The sequence below is a fragment of the Mesorhizobium sp. M1396 genome, from assembly GCF_040317725.1.
Lineage (GTDB): Bacteria > Pseudomonadota > Alphaproteobacteria > Rhizobiales > Rhizobiaceae > Mesorhizobium.
On the sequence record NZ_JAMYLA010000022.1, the window covers coordinates 80,040 to 97,683 of the forward strand.

The following is a 17,644-nucleotide window of genomic DNA, read 5'->3' on the forward strand; positions in this document are numbered from 1 at the left end:
CGAATCGCGCCTCTAATATCCATTAGATATAGGCGCTAAAGGCGGTTTTTCCAAGGTTTGCAGGCATTTCCCCGGGGACGGGCCGGCTGTCCATGACGCGCTCTCTCCAGGCCTTATCTGGCCTTGGCCAGCCGGTCCCTGAGAAACTTGATTATGAACTTGTATCGCGGCGCCAGCCGCCCAGTGCGATCAAGTTCCAGCGTCATGTCGAGCGCCTGGGAAAGCACCGCCTTGGGGTTCTTGGCGACCTGAGCATAGTCGATCATGGCCACCACGAGGTCGCGCTGCCAGGTGGCATTGTTGGGGTCGGACTGGGCAAGCTGCTGGCGGATGTCGAGGCTATCCTGGAAGGCCTGCCGCGCGCCCTTGAAGTCGCGCTGCTTGCCCCTGAGCATGCCGATTTCGGACAGCGTGATCGACAGGTCGCGCTGCCAGTCGGCATTGGCAGGATCGAGCTTGGCCAGCCGGTCGGCGATGACGAAACTGTCGGTGTAGGCCTTGAGCGCGCCCGCCCGGTCGCCTTGTATTTCCAGAATGCTGGCGACCTTTTCGAGGCTGACGGAGAGGTCGCGCTGCCAATCCGTATTGTTCGGGTCGCCGGCCGCCAGCTCGCGGGCCAACGAGAGCGCTTGCCTGTAAGCCGACAGCGCATCCGGCCATTTCTCCTGGTCGCTCAGCGCATTGCCGATCTTGGCATTGCCGACAGACAGGTCGCGCTTCAGCTCGCTGTTGTCCGGGTCGCGGTCCACCAATCGTTCGACGATCGCCTGGCTTGCCCGATAGGCGGCGAGTGCGCCCACCGCATCGCTCCGCTCGCGCTTGAGGTCGCCGATCGTCGTATGGCTGACCGAGACATCGCGCTGCCGCTCGGCATCCTGCGGCTTCTTGTCGGCCAACGCCAATCGGACCTTCAGGCTCTCTTCATAGGCCGCCTGGGCGTTGTCCAACTGGCCGGCGGTGCGCGCTAGCGCGCCGATCTCGTCATAGCTGATGGTCAGGTCGCGCTGCAGCTCGGCGCGCTCGGGTTCGTTGTCGGCAAGCTGCTTCTTGATCGACAGGCTTTCCTGGTAGACCCGCGAGGCCCCCGCCAGATCGCCTTGCGTCACCAGCACATCGCCGATCTTGTCGTCGGCCATGGCGAAGTCGCCGAACCATGGCAGACGATCGGGCTCGGCTGCGGTCAAATCCCTGAGCATGGTTGTGGCGGTCTGATAGTTCTCAAGCGCTTCCGGCAGGTCGCCCTGCGCCAGCCTGATGTTGCCGAGCTTGATGTGGCTGACGGCGAAATCGCGCTTGACGCCCGGATCGGTTTCCTGGGCCGAACGCAGCTCGAGATTGGATACCAGTGCCGCAAAGGCGCGGCCTGCCGCATCGGTGTTGCCGATAAGGGTGTAGAGCTTGCCGAGGTCGTCCAGCGTCCGGATCTGGCGGTCGGCGTCGTCCAGCGTCAGCGAGGTCTGTCCGGCCTCGCCGTAAAGGGCCAGCACCGATTCATAGTCCTTGATGGCCGTGGCGTAGTCGAGATCGGCGCGTGCCGCACCGCCGGACAGAAAACGCGTCGCCGCCTCCGACAGCGTGCGGCTGACGAAATTGACCTTCAAGGCGTTGCGCGAGACATTGTCGATGTCGGCGGCCCTGGCGAGGATGGCGCGCGCGCCATCGAAGGCGCCGAGCGATAGCTGCACCTCGGCCTGCCGGCGCAGTTCCGTCACTTGCGGATCGTCGGAGGCGAGCGTCCTCATCTCGCCGCGCACCTTGACGAAGGCGTCGGCCGCCTCGTGCAGCCTGGCATTCAGGCTGTCCGCCGAGAGGTGGCTGGCGTCGGAGCTGATCAGCGCGCCATAGAGTGGCGCCAGCGGCATGTCGGCATCGCTGGCAATCTGCTCGACCTCGCCGCGCATTTCCGGTGTCACGTCGGCCATGGCGAGCAGCAGGCGCTCGCGCTCAGGCAGCTGTTCCTTGGCCGATGCGGCAAAGAACAGCTTCGGCAGGCCACTCTCGACATAGGGTAGCTGTTTGCCGCGAGACAGGTCATAGACCTCCTGCTGCACCAGTGTCAGCACCGAGCGGATCTCGAGCCCGTCGGTGCCGAGATATTTGGTCAGCGCTGTCGTGAACGGCGAATTCTGGCCGGTCCCGTCGGCCGCCGTCTCGCCCGGTGCGGCCGAGAACGCGAACAGGATGTTTTCGGCGCGGCCAATCCGGCCGAGACCCGGCCGGACTTTTTCCGCGACATCCTTTGCCAGCGATGTCGCGCCTCGCCCTTCGCCCATCGTGCCCGAAAACGGATCGCTGCGGCAGGCATCGAGCATGATCAGGCCGACCTTGGCAGTGGCCGCCACGGTGTCGCGCACCTCTTCCAGCGGCAGGCTGGTCTTCTCCAGCGCATCGAGCGAGGAGGCGTCGGCGTCGACCGGCAGCAGCCGGTTGTCGCCCGAGATTTCGACGCCGTGGCCGGAGAAATAGACGAGCGCCACGTCGGCGCCTCTGGCATCCTCGCGAAAATCGTCGAGCGCGCGGCGCATCCGTCGCAGATCGCGATTGGTTTCGAGGACGACCTCGAAGCCGAGCTTCTTCAATGCCGCTCCCATCGCCTCGCCGTCATGGACCGGATTGGCGAGTGGCCGGACCAGGCGGTAGTCGTCATCGGCGATGACCAGCGCCACGCGCCGCTCCGCCACCGCGGCGGCGGTGGCCGTGAGCATCAGCAGCAAGGCAAACAGCAAGCGCAAGTCGAACTGCCCCCCGGCTCGTTCATTTGCGCGAACATTCCACCTCTTTATGGCATGAGCAAGCCAAGCTTTTGGCGGAAAGCCGATGCTTTCAGGCAGCCCGCATCGGCTTCAAGGCCTCGCTCCAGCGCGACAGCTCGTCCAGCATGGTCTTGGCGCCGCCGCGCACCTGCTCGCTGGCGCTGAAAGCGCCTTTCTCGTCGAGCAGTTTCTGATACATCGGCAGCGCGACACCTTCCGGGATCGGCATGACGCCCACCGAGGTCAGCAATGGCTTCAGCGCCTGCGCCGCGCGCAGACCGCCGGAGACGCCGCCATAGCTGAAAATGCCGGCGGGCTTGTATTTCCATTCGCGCAAGAGATAGTCGATCGCGTTGACGATCGCCGGCGCCACGAAATAATTGTATTCCGGCGCGACGAAGACAAAGGCGTCGGCGGCATCGATCGCCTTGGACCAGGCCTTGGTATGGTCGTTCTGGTAGTTGCCAAGCCTTGGATGGTGCGGTTCGTCCAGCACCGCAAGCTTGAACGTATCGATGTCGGTCAGCACCGGCTCGAATTTTCCATGCTCGCGCGCGAACCTCTCCAGCCACTCGGCGAAAACCGGTCCGGCGCGGCCGGGCCGCGTGCTGCCGATGATGATGTTCAACTGGTGCTTCAAGGCGGGCTCCTTCGTTTGGCGGTATCTGTTGGTGACCGTGACCTACGGCAGGCCATGGCCGCGGACAAGGCGACACCGCCAGGGAGGCGGTCACAATTGCCTGAACGGACTGTCTGCCGCACGTCCCGGGTCGCATGGTTCGTGCCTGCCGTTCGGTCCCATGGACGCCCGGATTGCCAGCCACTACATTGGTGTATCAGCGGAGCAGCCCATGGACATCCAGCCCGCCCCCTTCGTCCCCCCGGCGCCAAAGCCGCGCACGACGCCTCCCTCGACGCTGGAGATGATCCGCATCGTCTACCGCAACCCGCTCGAACTGTGGGGGGAGCATACCTACAACGAGCCCTGGATCTCGGCGAGTGGCGTTGGTGGACATCTCATCGTTGCCAACGATCCGGGCCTGATCCGCCACGTGCTGGTCGACAACGCCAAGAACTACAAGATGGCGACGGTGCGCCAGAAAATCCTGCGGCCGATCTTGCGCGACGGCCTGCTGACCGCCGAGGGCGAGGTCTGGAAACGGTCGCGCAAGGCGATGGCGCCGTTGTTCACGCCGCGCCATATCTTCGGTTTCGCCCAGCCGATGCTCTGGCGCACGCGGGAGTTCGTCACCCGTTACGAAGGCGGCGGCATATCCGACATCGCCCATGACATGACGCTGCTCACCTACGACATCCTGGCCGAGACGCTGTTTTCCGGCGAAATCGCCGGCGTGCCGGGCAGTTTCGCCAACGAGATCGACCGCCTGTTCGAGACGATGGGCCGCGTCGACCCGCTGGACCTGTTGCGCGCGCCCGATTGGCTGCCACGCCTGACCCGCCTCCGCGGCCGCAAGACCATGGCCTATTTCCGCAAGATCGTCACCGACACGGTCAAGATGCGCGAAGAGAAATTCAAGCGGGATCCCGATGCCGTGCCGCAGGATTTCCTGACGCTGCTGCTCAAGGCCGAAGGCCCCGACGGGCTGACGCGGGCCGAGGTCGAGGACAACATCATCACCTTCATCGGCGCCGGCCACGAGACCACGGCGCGCGCGCTTGGCTGGACGCTCTATTGCCTTGCGGAATCCCCGTGGGAGCGCAACCGCGTCGAGCAGGAGATCGACCGGGTGCTGGCGTGCGAGCCCGATCCGACGAAGTGGCTCGATGCCATGCCTTTCACGCGTGCTGCCTTCGACGAAGCACTCAGGCTGTATCCGCCGGCACCGTCGATCAACCGCGAGCCGATCGAGCCGGAAATGTGGAAGGATCTCTATATCCCGAAACACGCCGCCGTGCTGGTGATGCCATGGGTCGTCCATCGCCACCGGAAGCTTTGGGATCAGCCGAATGCCTTCCTGCCGGAGCGCTTCCATCCGGGAAACCGCGAAAAGATCGACCGCTTCCAGTATCTGCCGTTCGGTGCGGGCCCGCGCGTCTGCATCGGCGCCAGCTTCGCCATGCAGGAGGCGATCATCGCGCTGGCGATCATGCTGTCACGCTTCCGCTTCGACACCACCGCGGAGACAAAACCCTGGCCGGTGCAGAAGCTGACCACACAGCCGCAAGGCGGTTTGCCGATGCAGGTCACGCCCCGCCAGGTGTGGTGATATTCAGGTTATGCCGGCCTGCGAACGATGGCTTCCTGCGCTTCCGGTACTCACGTACCAAAAGTACGCTCCGTTCCGGTTCTCGGAATCCACCGCTCTCGGCTCGGCCTGACCTGAATCCTCAACACACCTTCAAGCTGTGGTAATGAATTAAGCTGCGGGTTTGCGCTGCTGGAACTGGCCGGCGGCGCGGTAGCGCCAGAGGTAGCTGGGCAGGATCGTCGCGATCGATTGCGGCTGGATGCCGAGGCCGGCGAGCGTCCTGTTGGCCTTGGCCGCCGCGTCCGACACGATGTTGTGCTCGCGCAGCTGTATCACCTGGTCCTTGGTCAGCAGCGGATTGGGCAAGAGGCCGAGGATCGAGGCCTGGATGTTGGCCACCCACCACGGCACCGGCACCAGCAGGCGCTTGCGCTCGATCACCTCGAGCAGCTCTTCCATGCACTCCTTGAAGGTGAGCACCTTCGGCCCGCCGAGTTCATAGATCTGGCCGCCCTCGACCTTGCCGTCGACCGAGCGCGCCACCGCTTCGGCGACGTCGCCGACATAGACCGGCTGGAACTTGGTCTGGCCGCCGCCGATCAGCGGCAGCACCGGCGAATAGCGGGCCATGTTGGCGAAGCGGTTGAAGAAGGCGTCCTCGGGTCCGAAATTGATCGACGGCCGGAAGATCACGGCGTCCTTGATCGTCTCCAGAACGGCCTTTTCGCCGAGCGCCTTGGTGCGCGCATAGTCCGATCCGGAGTTCAGATCGGCGCCCAGCGCCGAAATATGGGTGAGACCGGCGCCGACCGCGCGCGCTGCCTCGGCCACGGCGCGGGCGCCGAACTCGTGGACGGCGGAGAATTTCTGCCGGCCGCTCTCATGCAGGACGGCGACCAGATTGACGACATGGTCGGCGCCCTGCACGGCGCGATCGACCGACCAGCGCACGCGCACATTGGCCTGCACCGGCTGGATCTGGCCGACATTGCCGAGCGGCTGCAGATGGCCGGCGAGATCGGGTCGCCGGCAGGCGACGCGGATGCGATAGCCCCGTTTGGCCAGCGCGCGCACGACATGACGACCGACAAAGCCTGACCCGCCAAAGACGACGACGAGCTTTGGGGTCTGCAGGATTTCGGTCATGGCTGGCTCCGGCGCTCGCAAGCTTGGCTGAAGCCGTTTCATAATCGGTTTCGCGCCAAAGGCAAAGGGTGACGCGTGGTCGCTGCCAGCCTTATCGGAACGCCTTGCCGATGCAGGGTCGGCCGAGTGGTGGTTGCCGCCGCGAATGACGAAGAACAGCAGGATCGCCGCCTGAAGACGTGGATGCAAAAACGCAGAAAACCCCGCCGAAGCGGGGTTTTCCGGGCTGCATCCATGCGAAGCCAGGGGCCGCCGGAGCGGCCTGACCTGAGACGGTATCAGGAGGGCGTGAAGCAAGTACGCCCACCCCAGCCCTGAACATCCGACATGGTGCCGCCGACCTTCTTGCAGGCGGCGACGAAATCGACGCTGCAGTTGGCGGTCCCCCAGTGTGGATCGGGCAAGCTCGCCTTGCCCCGGACAAAGCTGGGTCGCGGTAACGCGCGGAAAGGTTCAGCGGGGCGCGAAGAAAATTGCACCGCGCCGCGCCTCAAGCGGGAAAATTCGAGATAACTATCTGATATCTAGCGGATTATTCAGGAAGAATAGCGGGCGGCGAATTCGGAAATGCGCTGCACCACGGCCTTGGACGCGCTGATGCCCCGCGCTTGCGCCTTCTCGGCGGCTTCGGCCCGGGCACGGCCGGGCACATGCACGCCGAAGCGCCGCCGCAGGCGGTCGAGCTGGTCCTTCATCCGCTGCTCGAAATCGGGATCGAGCAGCTTGGGTTCGATCGCAAGCACAAACAGCCCGGTGCCGGGGCTGTCTGGTCCACCACTGAACCATGGCGCGTCGAGCGACCAGTTGGCGCCCGACAGGCCCGCCGCCAGCACCTCGACCATCAGCGCGATGTTGGCGCCGCGCTGGCCGCCGAAGGCAAGCATCGCGCCCTTCATGGCGGCGGCCGGATCGGTGGTCGGATTGCCGCTGGCGTCCAGCGCCCAGCCTTCGGGGATTGTCTTGCCCTCCTCGGCCGCCTTGCGGATGTTGACGAAAGCGGTGGCGCTCGACGATTGGTCGATGACCAGCGGCGCGCCATCGGCGGCGGGTGCGGCAAACGACATCGGGTTGGTGCAATAGACCGGCTTGACCGAGCCCGAGCCGGCAAGCACCGCCGGACCATTGGTGGCGGCGAACGACACCAGCCCTTGCGCTGCCAGCCGGCCGGTGAAATAGCCGAGCGCGCCGCATGTATAGGCGTTCTTCTGCGAGAAGATGGCGACGCCGAACAGCCTTGCCGCCTTGGCGAGGTCGTCGATGGTGCGGTCGAAGCCGGTGTGCGCCAGCCCGCCGCGTGCATCGGAGAGGTAGATCGCCAACGCCGGCCGGGTGATCACCGGGTCTGCGTTGCCGTCGATGCGTCCGGCTTCCAGCGCCTCGAGGTAATCGATGAAATGCGACAGCCCGACGGAGGAAAGCCCTTCCGACTCGGCGGCGATGATCGAAGCGGTCAGCGATTGCGCCGCTTCCTCATTGGCGCCGGCGCCGAGTGCCGCCATCCGGCACAGTCCTTTTGCCTGGTCGAGACTGAGTTGCATCGCAATGAGTTCCTAAGCGAGTAGCGAGTAGCGAGTGGCGGAAATAGCGGAAATAGCCGGCGCTTGCTATTCGCTATTCCCTATTCGCTAACTCACTAACCGATCTTGTTCGGGATCCTGGCCTCGATCCTGCCGAAGGCGAGGACCAGAATACCGGTGATCGTCATGTAGATCAGCGCCAGCAGCAGCAAGGGTTCGTAGGTGAGGTAGGTATCCTGCCGCACCTTGGACGAAACGGCGAAGATGTCGATGACGCTGATCGTCGCCACCAGCGGCGTCGACTTCAATTGCAGCACGGTCTCGCCGGTCAGCGTCGGCAGCGCCCGGTAGATGGCTTGCGGCAGCCAGATGCGCCGGAATGCCTTCCAGCGGCTCATGCCGAAGGCGCGGGCGGCCTCGAGTTGCCCCTTGGGCACGCCGGCAAAGGCGCCGCGCATCACTTCACCTTCATAGCCGGCAAAAGACAAGGTCAACGCCAGCACGCCATAGGGCCAGGCTTGCCGCAGATACGGCCACATCCAGGATCCACGGATCCACGGATATTGCGGGAACAGCGAGCCCAGGCCGTAATAGAGCAGCCACAGCTGGATCAGCAGCGGCGTGCCCCGGATTACCGTGCAGAACGCCTTGGCGGGCGCGGCGAACCAGAAGGAGCCGGTGGCCTGCGCCAGCCCCAGTGGCACGGCAAGCAGGAAGCCCAGCACGCAGGTGACGGCCAGGATCCACAGCGAGCGCCAGATGCCGATCAATCCCATTTCATAATATTGCGGCAGCCAGTCCCAGCGCATGAAAAAGGCCGCCGACAGAACCAGGCCGAGTGCGATCAGGATCAGCATGATACGGTGCGGCTGCAGCCACAGCGACGTTCGCGCGACGACGTTGATGATGGCCGCCTCGTTGGCCATCAGCGCGCCTCCCTGAGCGAAGGCATGCCGCGCCGCGACCAGGCCTCGACACGGCCGATGAGGAGGTTGGAAAACAGCGACAGCAGCAGATAGAGCACAGCCGCGGCGAAGAAGAAGGTGAAATAGGCTTTGGTGACGCCGGCGGCCTGCCGCGTTGCCAGCGCCAGCTCGTAGAACCCGACGACCGCCAGCAGCGCGGTGTCCTTGGTGGCGATCAGCCAGAGATTGGCGAGGCCCGGTATGGCGAAGGGCAGCATTGCCGGCAAGGTGATGCGCCGCAGAAGCAGGCCTGGAGACATTCCATAGGCGCGCGCGGCTTCGATTTGCCCTTGCGGAATGGCCAGGATCGCGCCGCGTATCACCTCGGTCGAATAGGCGCCCTGGACAAAGCCGAGCACGGCGATGCCGGCGGCAAGGCCGCTAATGTCGACGCGCTGATAACCCATTGCCGTCAGCGCCTGGTTGATGAGGTCGGTTCCGGCATAATAGAGCAGCAGGATCAGCACCAGTTCGGGCACGGCGCGCACGATGGTGGTGTAGACCGCCAGCAGATCGCGCACCACCGGGCCGCCATAAAGCTTGCCATAGGCGCCGCCGGTGCCGATCAAGAGACCGAGACATGTGGCGCCCAGCGCGATCTCGATCGAATGGAGCAGCCCAACCAAAAGGGTCCCGCCCCAGCCCGGCGGATTGGGCGAGAGAAGTTCGATGATGCCGGCCGCCGAGGCCGAAAGAAATGCGTCGATCAGCGTCGCCCCCGGATTGCTGGCTCTAACCGCCGACGGCTGCGTCTGCGGCAAACATGCCTGGGAAAGATCGGGCAGGAGGGGCATGGCGCTGACGCCATGCCCCTCAGCTCATGCGAGAGGATTGTCAGTTCGACTGCGCGCCGCCGCCGCCGTAAATGTCAAAATCGAAGTACTTCTTCGAGATCTCGTCGTATTTGCCGTTGGCGCGGATCGCCTTGATGCCGGCGTTGATCTTGTCCTTCAACTCGGTGTCTTCCTTGCGCACGCCGGCCCCGACGCCCGGACCGAGCACTTCGTCATCCGGTGCCACCATGCCCTTCAGATCGCAGCAGGCCTTGCCTTGGTCCGATTTGAGAAATTCACCAAGCGCGATGGAATCGGCCTGCACCGCGTCGAGGCGGCCGGCCGCCAGATCGTTGTTGGCTTCGTCCTGGGTCTGGTATTCCTTGATTTCCGCCGCTCCGGTGAAGTGCTTCTTGGCGTAGACGGCGTGCACGGTCGAGACCTGAACGCCGATGACCTTGCCCTTGAGGTCGTCCGGAGTGGCGCCGAATTTCTGGTCCTTTGGCCCGATGATCGCCGTCGGCGTGTTGTAATACTTGTCCGAGAAGTCGATCGTCTTCTTGCGCTCGTTGGTAATCGACATCGAGCTGACGATGAGGTCGATCTTCTTCGTCGTCAGCGCCGGAATGATGCCGTCCCAGGCAACCGGGGTGATGACGCAGTCGAGTTTCTCTTCGGCGCAGACGGCGTCGATGAACTCGATTTCCCAGCCGACCCACTTGCCCGATGCATCCGGCGAGGTGAAGGGTGGATAGGGCTCGGCGGCGACACCGATCTTGACCGGATCGGCCTTGGCCACGCCCATGGCGGCAATGCCGAGCAGCAGCGCTGCGGCGAATGTCTTCAGAACGGTCTTCATTTCACGACTCCCAGTTTGTTGTTGGTTCCCGGTTTTCTTCCGTCCCGGCCTGTCCTAGCCGATGTTGCGGATGAACTGCTTCAGCCTTTCGGATTTCGGCGCGCCGAAGATTTGCTCCGGCGGCCCTTCTTCCTCGACCAGCCCGTTGTAGAGGTAGACGACATGCGTCGCGACCTCCCGGGCAAACTTCATTTCATGGGTGACCAGCACCATGGTGCGGCCTTCGCGCGCCAGGTCGCCGATCACCTTCAGCACCTCGCCGACTAGCTCAGGGTCGAGCGCCGAGGTCGGCTCGTCGAAAAGCATGACGCGCGGATTGATGGCTAGCGCCCGGGCGATTGCGGCGCGCTGCTGCTGGCCGCCCGACAGATAGGCCGGATAGACGTCGCGCTTTTCGGCAAGGCCGACGCGGGCGAGCAGCTTTTCGGCCTCTGCGATCGCCACATCGCGCTTGACACCAAGCACATGCACCGGAACCTCGATGACGTTTTCGATCAGCGTCATGTGGCTCCACAGGTTGAAGTTCTGGAACACCATGCCGAGCTTGGAGCGGATGCGCTCGATCTGCTTGCGGTCGGCCGGAACCGTGTGGCCGTGGCTGTCGGCCTTGAGCTTGATCTCTTCGCCATTGACGCGGATGATACCGCTGGTCGGATTTTCCAGGCAGTTGATGCAGCGCAGCAGCGTCGACTTGCCCGAGCCTGAGCCCCCGATAATGGCGATCACCTCGCCGTCACGCGCCGACAGCGACACGCCCTTCAGCACATGCAGCTCACCGAACCTCTTGTGCAGGTTCTCGACATGAATGGCTTCGGCGGCGCCGCCCTGCGCCGTCTGTTTCAATGCGGATGCGGCGCCTTGCGCTATCATCCCGGATGCGGCACTTGTAGCCGTCATCCCTTCGACGCTCCGCGGAGCGGTCGACCTCGTCGCTGCTGGTATCTTTTACCCATTACCCATCACTGGACAGAGTTCCCATTCTCAGGATGGACCGTTCCGCTTGCCTCCGTCAACCATGGTTTTTGGACTATTGATCACAGCCTGCCGTAGTGGTTAGTGGCGGCAACGGACGTTTCGGGAGAATTTAGTGGGCAAATCATACGGGTCGCAGTCCATGGCCGGACCCTTGAAACGCGTGCTGATGCGGTCCGCCGCCAGCGCCATGCGTCATGCAAGGGCACAGGAATGGCACTATGGTCCGGGTTTCGATCCGCAAAAGGCCGCAACCCAGCATGAGCAATTGACCGGCATGGTCGCGGCCTCCGGCGCCGAGATCGAATGGCTGACGGATGCCGATGACGGGCTGGCCGATTCCGTCTTCACCCACGATCCGTCGCTGATGACCGATCATGGCGCGATTATTCTCTCGATGGGCAAGGCGTTGCGCCGGGTCGAGCCCGGCCTGCATGAGGCAGCCTACGAGCGCATGGGCATTCCCATTCTCGGCCGCATCGACGATCCGGGCCAGGTGGAAGGCGGCGACTGTGTCTGGGTCGATGCGACCACGCTGGCCGTCGGCCGTGGCGCGCGCACCAACCAGGACGGTATCCAGCAGCTTTCGAACCTGCTTTCGCCCAAGGGCATTTCGGTTTTTGGCTTCGACCTGCCGCTCTGGCATGGGGAGGAAGCCTGCCTGCATCTGATGTCGGTGATCAGTCCGCTCGCCGACGATCTGGCGCTGGTCTACGCGCCGCTGCTGCCGGCCGCCTTCTACCAGCTGCTGCGGGCGCGCGGCATCACGCTGGTCGAGGGTGACGCCGACGAGTTCTTCATCTCCAACGGGCTCAGCCTCAACGTGCTGCCGACCGCGCCGCGCCAGGTCATTGCCGTTGCCGGTTTCCCCAGGACTGCGGCTGCCATGCAGGCTGCCGGCTGCGTGGTTTCCACCTTCGAGGCGGACGCACTCTGCATCGCCTGCGAGGGCGGCCCGACCTGCCTGACGCGCCCGGTGCTGCGCCAATGACCACCATTGGGACCATCACTGGGACGACTGTCGGTGAGGCGCTTATCTCGCTGCTCGAAGCTCATGGCGTCGACACGGTCTTCGGCATTCCCGGGGTGCACACGGTCGAACTCTACCGGGGGCTGGCGCGCTCGACGATCCGCCATGTCACGCCGCGCCACGAACAGGGCGCCGGCTTCATGGCCGACGGCTATGCACGCGCCAGCGGCCGGCCGGGCGTCGCCTTCGTCATCACCGGACCGGGGCTCACCAACACCATCACCGCCATGGGACAGGCACGTGCCGATTCCGTGCCGATGCTGGTCATCTCCGGCGTCAACGCCATGCCGACGCTGGGCAAGGGGCTGGGTTTTCTGCACGAACTGCCCGACCAGCGCGGCATGATGGAGAAAGTGGCGCTGTTTTCGCAGCGCGTTACCGAGGCCAGGGAATTGCCCGGTGCCCTGGCGCAGGCCTTCGCCCTGTTTTCATCGGCCCGGCCCGGCCCGGTGCATATCGAGATCCCGACCGACGTCATGGTCAAGCCGGCGGATGGCATCGCTGCCATGCTGAGCAATGTAACGCCGCCCGCGCCGGAAGCTGCCGCAATTGCCAGCGCCGCCAAGCTCATCGCTGCCGCGCGCCGCCCCCTGATCCTGGTCGGCGGCGGTGCCAAGCGTGCCGAAGCGCCATTGCGCCGCCTGGCCGAACGGCTGGGAGCGCCGGTCGTCCAGACCGCCAATGCGCGCGGCCTGCTGCATGGTCATCCCCTTTGCGTGCCAGCCAGCCCGAGCCTGAAGGCGGTGCGGGCGCTGATGGCCGACGCCGATCTGGTGATTGCCGCCGGCACCGAATTCGGCCCCACCGACTATGACGGCTACAGCGATGGCGGCTTTGTGCTGCCCGCCAATCTGATCCGCATCGATATCGGCGCGGATCAGCTTGCCCGCCGCCCGGCGACGGTTTCGATCCAGGCCGATTGCGCCGAGGCGCTCGAAGCGCTGCTCCCGCAAATCAGCCATGTCCCGGCAAGCGAGGACGGTCCGCCGCGCGCCGCCGCCGCGCGGCAAGCGGCCTTTGCCGAGCTCAATCCGACGCTGCGGGAGCAGGTGCGCGCCGTCGAGGTGATCCGCGACACTTTGCCGGGCGCGTTCATCGTCGGCGATTCAACGCAGCCGATCTATGCCGCCAACCTCTATTACGACCATGATCGGCCAGGCGGCTGGTTCAATGCCGCGACCGGCTTCGGCGCGCTCGGCTATGGCCCGCCGGCGGCGATCGGTGCTGCTCTTGCCGTGCCCGAGGCGCCGGTCGTCTGCCTCACGGGTGACGGCGGCTTCCAGTTCACGCTGCCGGAACTGGGCGCCGCGCTCGATGCCCGGGCGCCCGTCATCTTCGTCGTTTGGAACAATCGCGGCTACCGCGAGATCGAAACCTCGATGCTCGATGTCGGGGTCGAGCCGGTCGGCGTGTCGCCGGCGCCGCCGGATTTCTGCAAGCTGGCTGAGGCCTATGGCATCGGCGCCGAACGGCTGTCCGATATCGCCGCTCTAACGGACGCGCTGAAACGCGCTCGCGCAACCGGACTGCCACGCGTCATCGAAATCACGGTTGACTGAATATCGGTGGCCCGACTTCCCGCCTCGGCCATTGCCCACGGCTAGCCGGTGGCGGACGCATGCAAAGACGCGACAACTGCCATGTCGAGATTTCAATTGAGTGATGGCGAGAAAGGCGCGACGCTTCGCGTCGGCGGCGCAAGAAACGACCTAACGATAAAAAATGACAGGAGCGGTCCAAGATGACGGAAACCCTTGAAGGCAGGCATATCGTCGTGACCGGTGGAACCGGTGCGCTCGGCGGTGCGGTTGTCGGCAAACTTTTGAGTGACGGCGCGATCTGCCATGTGCCCAATGCCCATGCCGCCGCACCAGCCCATTTCCCTTTCACCGCGCATGATCGTGTCGAGCTGGTGCACAATGTCGATCTCTCGGACTCCGCCAAGGTCGAGGCGTTCTACAGCCAGGTTCCCGGCCTGTGGGGGTCGATCCACCTGGCCGGAGGCTTCACGGGAGCGCCGGTGGAAAAGATCGAGTCGGCGTCGTTTGCCGAGATGATGGACACCAATGCGCGCACCGCCTTCCTGTGCTGCCGCGCGGCGGTACGCTCGATGCTGGCATCAGGCACGGCAGGCCGCATCGTCAATATCGCTGCACGGGCGGCATTGGAGCCGCGCAAGGGTGCGGGCTCGGTCGCCTACGCGGCAAGCAAGGCGGCGGTGGCGGCGATGACGGTGGCGATGGCCGAGGAGCTGAAGCACAAGGGCATCCTGGTCAACGCCGTGGCGCCGTCGACGCTCGACACGCCGGCAAACCGCGCCGATATGCCGGATGCCGATGTCACCAGATGGGTCAGTCTCGAAGCCGCCGCCGAAGCCATCGCCTATCTCGCCTCGCCGGCCAATCAGGCGATGAGCGGCACGCTGGTGCCGCTTTACGGCAGGGCCTAACCTTCCGACCTTCCAACCTTCACGTCGATCAAAGAAGAACCCCGCCGGATTGCTCCGGCGGGGTTTTGTTTTCGAGCTTATGCGAAGACTTCGCTGTGCGAAGGACTTAGCTGCCCTGCTTCTTCAGCGCGGCACCCAGGATGTCGCCCAGCGAAGCGCCGGAGTCGGTCGAGCCGTACTGAGCGACCGCTTCCTTCTCTTCGGCGATTTCCAGCGCCTTGATCGAGACCTGCAGCTTGCGGGTCTTCTTGTCGAAGGCGATGACGCGGGCGTCGACCTTCTGGCCGACGGTGAAGCGCTCGGGGCGCTGCTCGTCGCGGTCGCGGCTCAGATCGGAGCGCTTGATGAAGGTCTCGATCCCGCTGTCGACCAGCCGCACTTCCAGACCGCCATCCTTGACGCCGATGACTTCACAGGTGACCACCGCGTTCTTGCGCAGTTCGCCTGAAGTCGCCGCTTCGCCGACCGTATCCTTGGCCAGCTGCTTGATGCCGAGCGAGATGCGCTCCTTGTCGATGTCGACGTCGAGCACCTGCGCCTTGACCATGTCGCCGCGATTGTACTCTTCGATGACCTGCTCGCCCGGACGCGTCCAGTCGAGGTCGGAAAGGTGGACCATGCCGTCCACGTCGCCTTCGAGGCCGATGAACAGGCCGAACTCGGTCTTGTTCTTGACCTCGCCCTCGACCTGGCTGCCGACCGGATGGCTCGAGGCGAAAGCCTGCCACGGATTCTCGAGCGTCTGCTTGAGGCCGAGCGAGATGCGGCGCTTGGCCGGATCGACCTCAAGCACCACAACGTCGACTTCCTGGGTCGTCGACAGGATCTTGCCGGGATGCACGTTCTTCTTCGTCCACGACATTTCCGAAACGTGGATGAGACCCTCGATGCCCGGCTCCAGCTCGACGAACGCGCCGTAGTCGGTGATGTTGGTGACGGTACCCTTGATCTTCTTGCCGATCGGGAACTTGGTGCCGATCTCGGACCACGGATCGCTCTCGAGCTGCTTCATGCCGAGCGAGATGCGGTGGGTTTCCTGGTTGATGCGGATGATCTGCACCTTGACCGTCTGACCGATGTTGAGGATTTCGGTCGGATGGTTGACGCGGCGCCATGCCATGTCGGTGACATGCAGCAGGCCGTCGATGCCGCCGAGGTCGACGAACGCACCGTAATCGGTGATGTTCTTGACGACGCCTTCGACAACTTGGCCTTCTTCGAGATTCTGCACGATTTCCGAACGCTGTTCGGCGCGGCTCTCCTCGAGCACGGTACGGCGCGACACCACGATGTTGCCGCGGCGGCGATCCATCTTGAGGATCTCGAAGGGCTGCGGGTTGTGCATCAGCGGGGAGACGTCGCGGATCGGGCGGATATCGACCTGGCTGCGCGGCAGGAAGGCCACGGCGCCGTCGAGGTCGACGGTGAAGCCGCCCTTGACCTGGTTGAAGATAACGCCTTCGACGCGCTCACCCTTGGTGAACTTCTCTTCGAGACGGACCCAGCTCTCTTCGCGGCGGGCCTTCTCACGCGAAAGCATCGCTTCGCCAAGCGCGTTCTCGATGCGCTCGACATAGACTTCGACGGTGTCACCGACCTTGAGGGTGGTGTCCTTGCCCTTGACGCCGAATTCCTTCAGCGGCACGCGGCCTTCGACCTTGAGGCCAACGTCGATGATCGCCATGTCTTTTTCAATGGCGGTGATGATGCCCTTGACGACCTGGCCTTCGCCGGAATGGCCGGCGGTAAATGATTCTTCGAGCAGGCTCGCGAAATCATCGCGAGTGGGATTTGCAGCTGACATTGTTTCTCCTGGAGTGCCCCGCATCTCAAGCGGGACGGGCGCCGTGGGTTAGCGTTGCGTTAGCCTGCCGGCGTTCCGGGCTACAAAAGCCCTGGGCCGCTCTTTAAGCGGCAATTCCGGCGCATGAAGAATGCTGGCAGGCTGGTTCGTGCCCGATATGGGTGTCTTCTTCGCCTCCGACAATGGAAACGCGAGGGAAAAACCCGGATCAGGCGTTGTCTCTCTTGGCCAGCACGTCGTCTATGATCGCCTTGGCTGCGAGAAACGCGGCTTCTATAGCCATTTCGCTGGTATCAAGCAAGTGCGCGTCGGCGGCCGGCTTCAAAGGCGAGTCGGCGCGACCCATGTCGCGCTCGTCGCGGCGCACGATATCGGCAAGGATCTCGGCGAAATTGGCGGTGCCGCCGATGCTCTCGATCTCGGCCAGCCGGCGCCTCGCGCGCACCTCGGCGCTCGCCGTCACATAGAGTTTGATGTCGGCGTCAGGGCAGACGACGGTGCCGATGTCGCGCCCGTCGAGCACCGCGCCCGGTGGCGTCTGAGCGAAGTCGCGCTGCTTTTCGACCAGGATGCGCCGCACGGTCGGGAACACCGCCACCTTCGACGCCGCCTCGCCGACCGCATGCGCCGACAGCACCGCGCGGTCGAGCTTGGCCAGATCGACCTGGCGGGCAGCGGTCTCGGCGGCCGAGACATTGTCGAGCGGCAGCGCGTGCTGAAGCAGCGCATAGGCGACGGCGCGATAGGTGAGGCCGGTGTCGAGCAGGTTCAGCCGATAGTGGTCGGCGAGCCGCCGGGCAAGGGTGCCTTTGCCGGCGCCGGCCGGGCCGTCGATGGCGATGGTGAAGACATGTGTCATTTGCGGGCCACCGTGACCGAAAAGCGCGATGAATAAGACGAGCGCCGCGATCCTTCACACCCCCCTCTGTCCTGCCGGACATCTCCCCCGCGAGGGGGGAGATTGGCGGCTTTGGCGCTCCGCTCAATTCTGCTGCGTTGACTATTGGCGAGAGCCGCGATTGCGACTGATCTCCCCCCTTGCGGGGGAGATGTCCGGCAGGACAGAGGGGGGTGCTGTCCCGCCGACGTCTCTGCCAGAGCGCAATCTTCAACGCTAGCGATTGCCATGAACGTCACCCAATCTCCGCGCCCAACGCCTTCATCAG

14 protein-coding genes are annotated in these 17,644 nt (G+C 64.4%); 4 read left to right on the forward strand and 10 right to left on the reverse strand.

All coding sequences use genetic code 11. The annotated features are described in order from the left end of the window. Positions 1 to 113: 113 nt before the first annotated feature. On the reverse strand, positions 114 to 2,732 hold the full coding sequence (locus NKH02_RS16570; RefSeq protein WP_352880095.1) for a caspase family protein: 2,619 nt from the start codon (positions 2,730 to 2,732) through the stop codon (positions 114 to 116). Positions 2,733 to 2,823: 91 nt separating this feature from the next. Then, a complete protein-coding gene (locus NKH02_RS16575; RefSeq protein WP_352880097.1) occupies positions 2,824 to 3,393 on the reverse strand; it encodes an NADPH-dependent FMN reductase in 570 nt (189 codons plus the stop codon). 211 nt (positions 3,394 to 3,604) lie between these two features. Here NKH02_RS16575 and NKH02_RS16580 point away from each other — a divergent pair, with 211 nt between their 5' ends. Then, positions 3,605 to 4,981 carry a cytochrome P450 gene (locus NKH02_RS16580; RefSeq protein ID WP_352880099.1) on the forward strand — a complete coding sequence of 459 codons (1,377 nt, stop codon included), beginning with the start codon at positions 3,605 to 3,607 and terminating at the stop codon, positions 4,979 to 4,981. 150 nt (positions 4,982 to 5,131) lie between these two features. Here the strand turns inward: NKH02_RS16580 and NKH02_RS16585 are convergent, their stop codons facing one another. From NKH02_RS16585 to NKH02_RS16610, 6 genes are all read right to left on the reverse strand, one after another. Beyond that, positions 5,132 to 6,109, reverse strand: coding sequence for a complex I NDUFA9 subunit family protein (locus tag NKH02_RS16585; RefSeq protein WP_352869187.1), 978 nt, complete (start codon positions 6,107 to 6,109; stop codon positions 5,132 to 5,134). Between the two features lie 536 nt (positions 6,110 to 6,645). After that, the gene (locus NKH02_RS16590; RefSeq protein WP_352869185.1) at positions 6,646 to 7,647 is read right to left on the reverse strand and encodes an Ldh family oxidoreductase; all 1,002 of its coding nucleotides are present in this window, start codon (positions 7,645 to 7,647) and stop codon (positions 6,646 to 6,648) included. 95 nt (positions 7,648 to 7,742) lie between these two features. After that, a complete protein-coding gene (locus NKH02_RS16595; RefSeq protein ID WP_352869183.1) occupies positions 7,743 to 8,552 on the reverse strand; it encodes an ABC transporter permease in 810 nt (269 codons plus the stop codon). After that, a complete protein-coding gene (locus NKH02_RS16600; protein ID WP_352869387.1) occupies positions 8,552 to 9,217 on the reverse strand; it encodes an ABC transporter permease in 666 nt (221 codons plus the stop codon). Before NKH02_RS16600 ends, NKH02_RS16595 begins: the two co-directional genes overlap by 1 nt. A gap of 208 nt (positions 9,218 to 9,425) precedes the next feature. Continuing rightward, positions 9,426 to 10,223 carry a transporter substrate-binding domain-containing protein gene (locus NKH02_RS16605; RefSeq protein ID WP_352869181.1) on the reverse strand — a complete coding sequence of 266 codons (798 nt, stop codon included), beginning with the start codon at positions 10,221 to 10,223 and terminating at the stop codon, positions 9,426 to 9,428. A 54-nt stretch (positions 10,224 to 10,277) separates the two neighbouring features. After that, entirely contained in the window at positions 10,278 to 11,093 is an 816-nt protein-coding gene (locus NKH02_RS16610) for an ABC transporter ATP-binding protein (RefSeq protein WP_352869385.1), read from the reverse strand. A 244-nt stretch (positions 11,094 to 11,337) separates the two neighbouring features. Here NKH02_RS16610 and NKH02_RS16615 point away from each other — a divergent pair, with 244 nt between their 5' ends. The 3 genes from NKH02_RS16615 (at position 11,338) to NKH02_RS16625 (ending at position 14,674) form a co-directional block, all read left to right on the forward strand. After that, positions 11,338 to 12,186, forward strand: a complete 849-nt coding sequence (locus tag NKH02_RS16615; RefSeq protein ID WP_352869383.1) for a dimethylarginine dimethylaminohydrolase family protein — start codon at positions 11,338 to 11,340, stop codon at positions 12,184 to 12,186. Continuing rightward, on the forward strand, positions 12,183 to 13,784 hold the full coding sequence (locus NKH02_RS16620; RefSeq protein WP_352869178.1) for a 5-guanidino-2-oxopentanoate decarboxylase: 1,602 nt from the start codon (positions 12,183 to 12,185) through the stop codon (positions 13,782 to 13,784). Before NKH02_RS16615 ends, NKH02_RS16620 begins: the two co-directional genes overlap by 4 nt. A gap of 182 nt (positions 13,785 to 13,966) precedes the next feature. Continuing rightward, positions 13,967 to 14,674 carry an SDR family NAD(P)-dependent oxidoreductase gene (locus NKH02_RS16625; protein ID WP_352869175.1) on the forward strand — a complete coding sequence of 236 codons (708 nt, stop codon included), beginning with the start codon at positions 13,967 to 13,969 and terminating at the stop codon, positions 14,672 to 14,674. Positions 14,675 to 14,780: 106 nt separating this feature from the next. Here the strand turns inward: NKH02_RS16625 and rpsA are convergent, their stop codons facing one another. Further along, the gene (gene rpsA / locus NKH02_RS16630) at positions 14,781 to 16,478 is read right to left on the reverse strand and encodes a 30S ribosomal protein S1 (protein WP_023811516.1); all 1,698 of its coding nucleotides are present in this window, start codon (positions 16,476 to 16,478) and stop codon (positions 14,781 to 14,783) included. 208 nt (positions 16,479 to 16,686) lie between these two features. Next, entirely contained in the window at positions 16,687 to 17,337 is a 651-nt protein-coding gene (gene cmk / locus NKH02_RS16635) for a (d)CMP kinase (protein ID WP_352880101.1), read from the reverse strand. Positions 17,338 to 17,644: the final 307 nt, after the last annotated feature.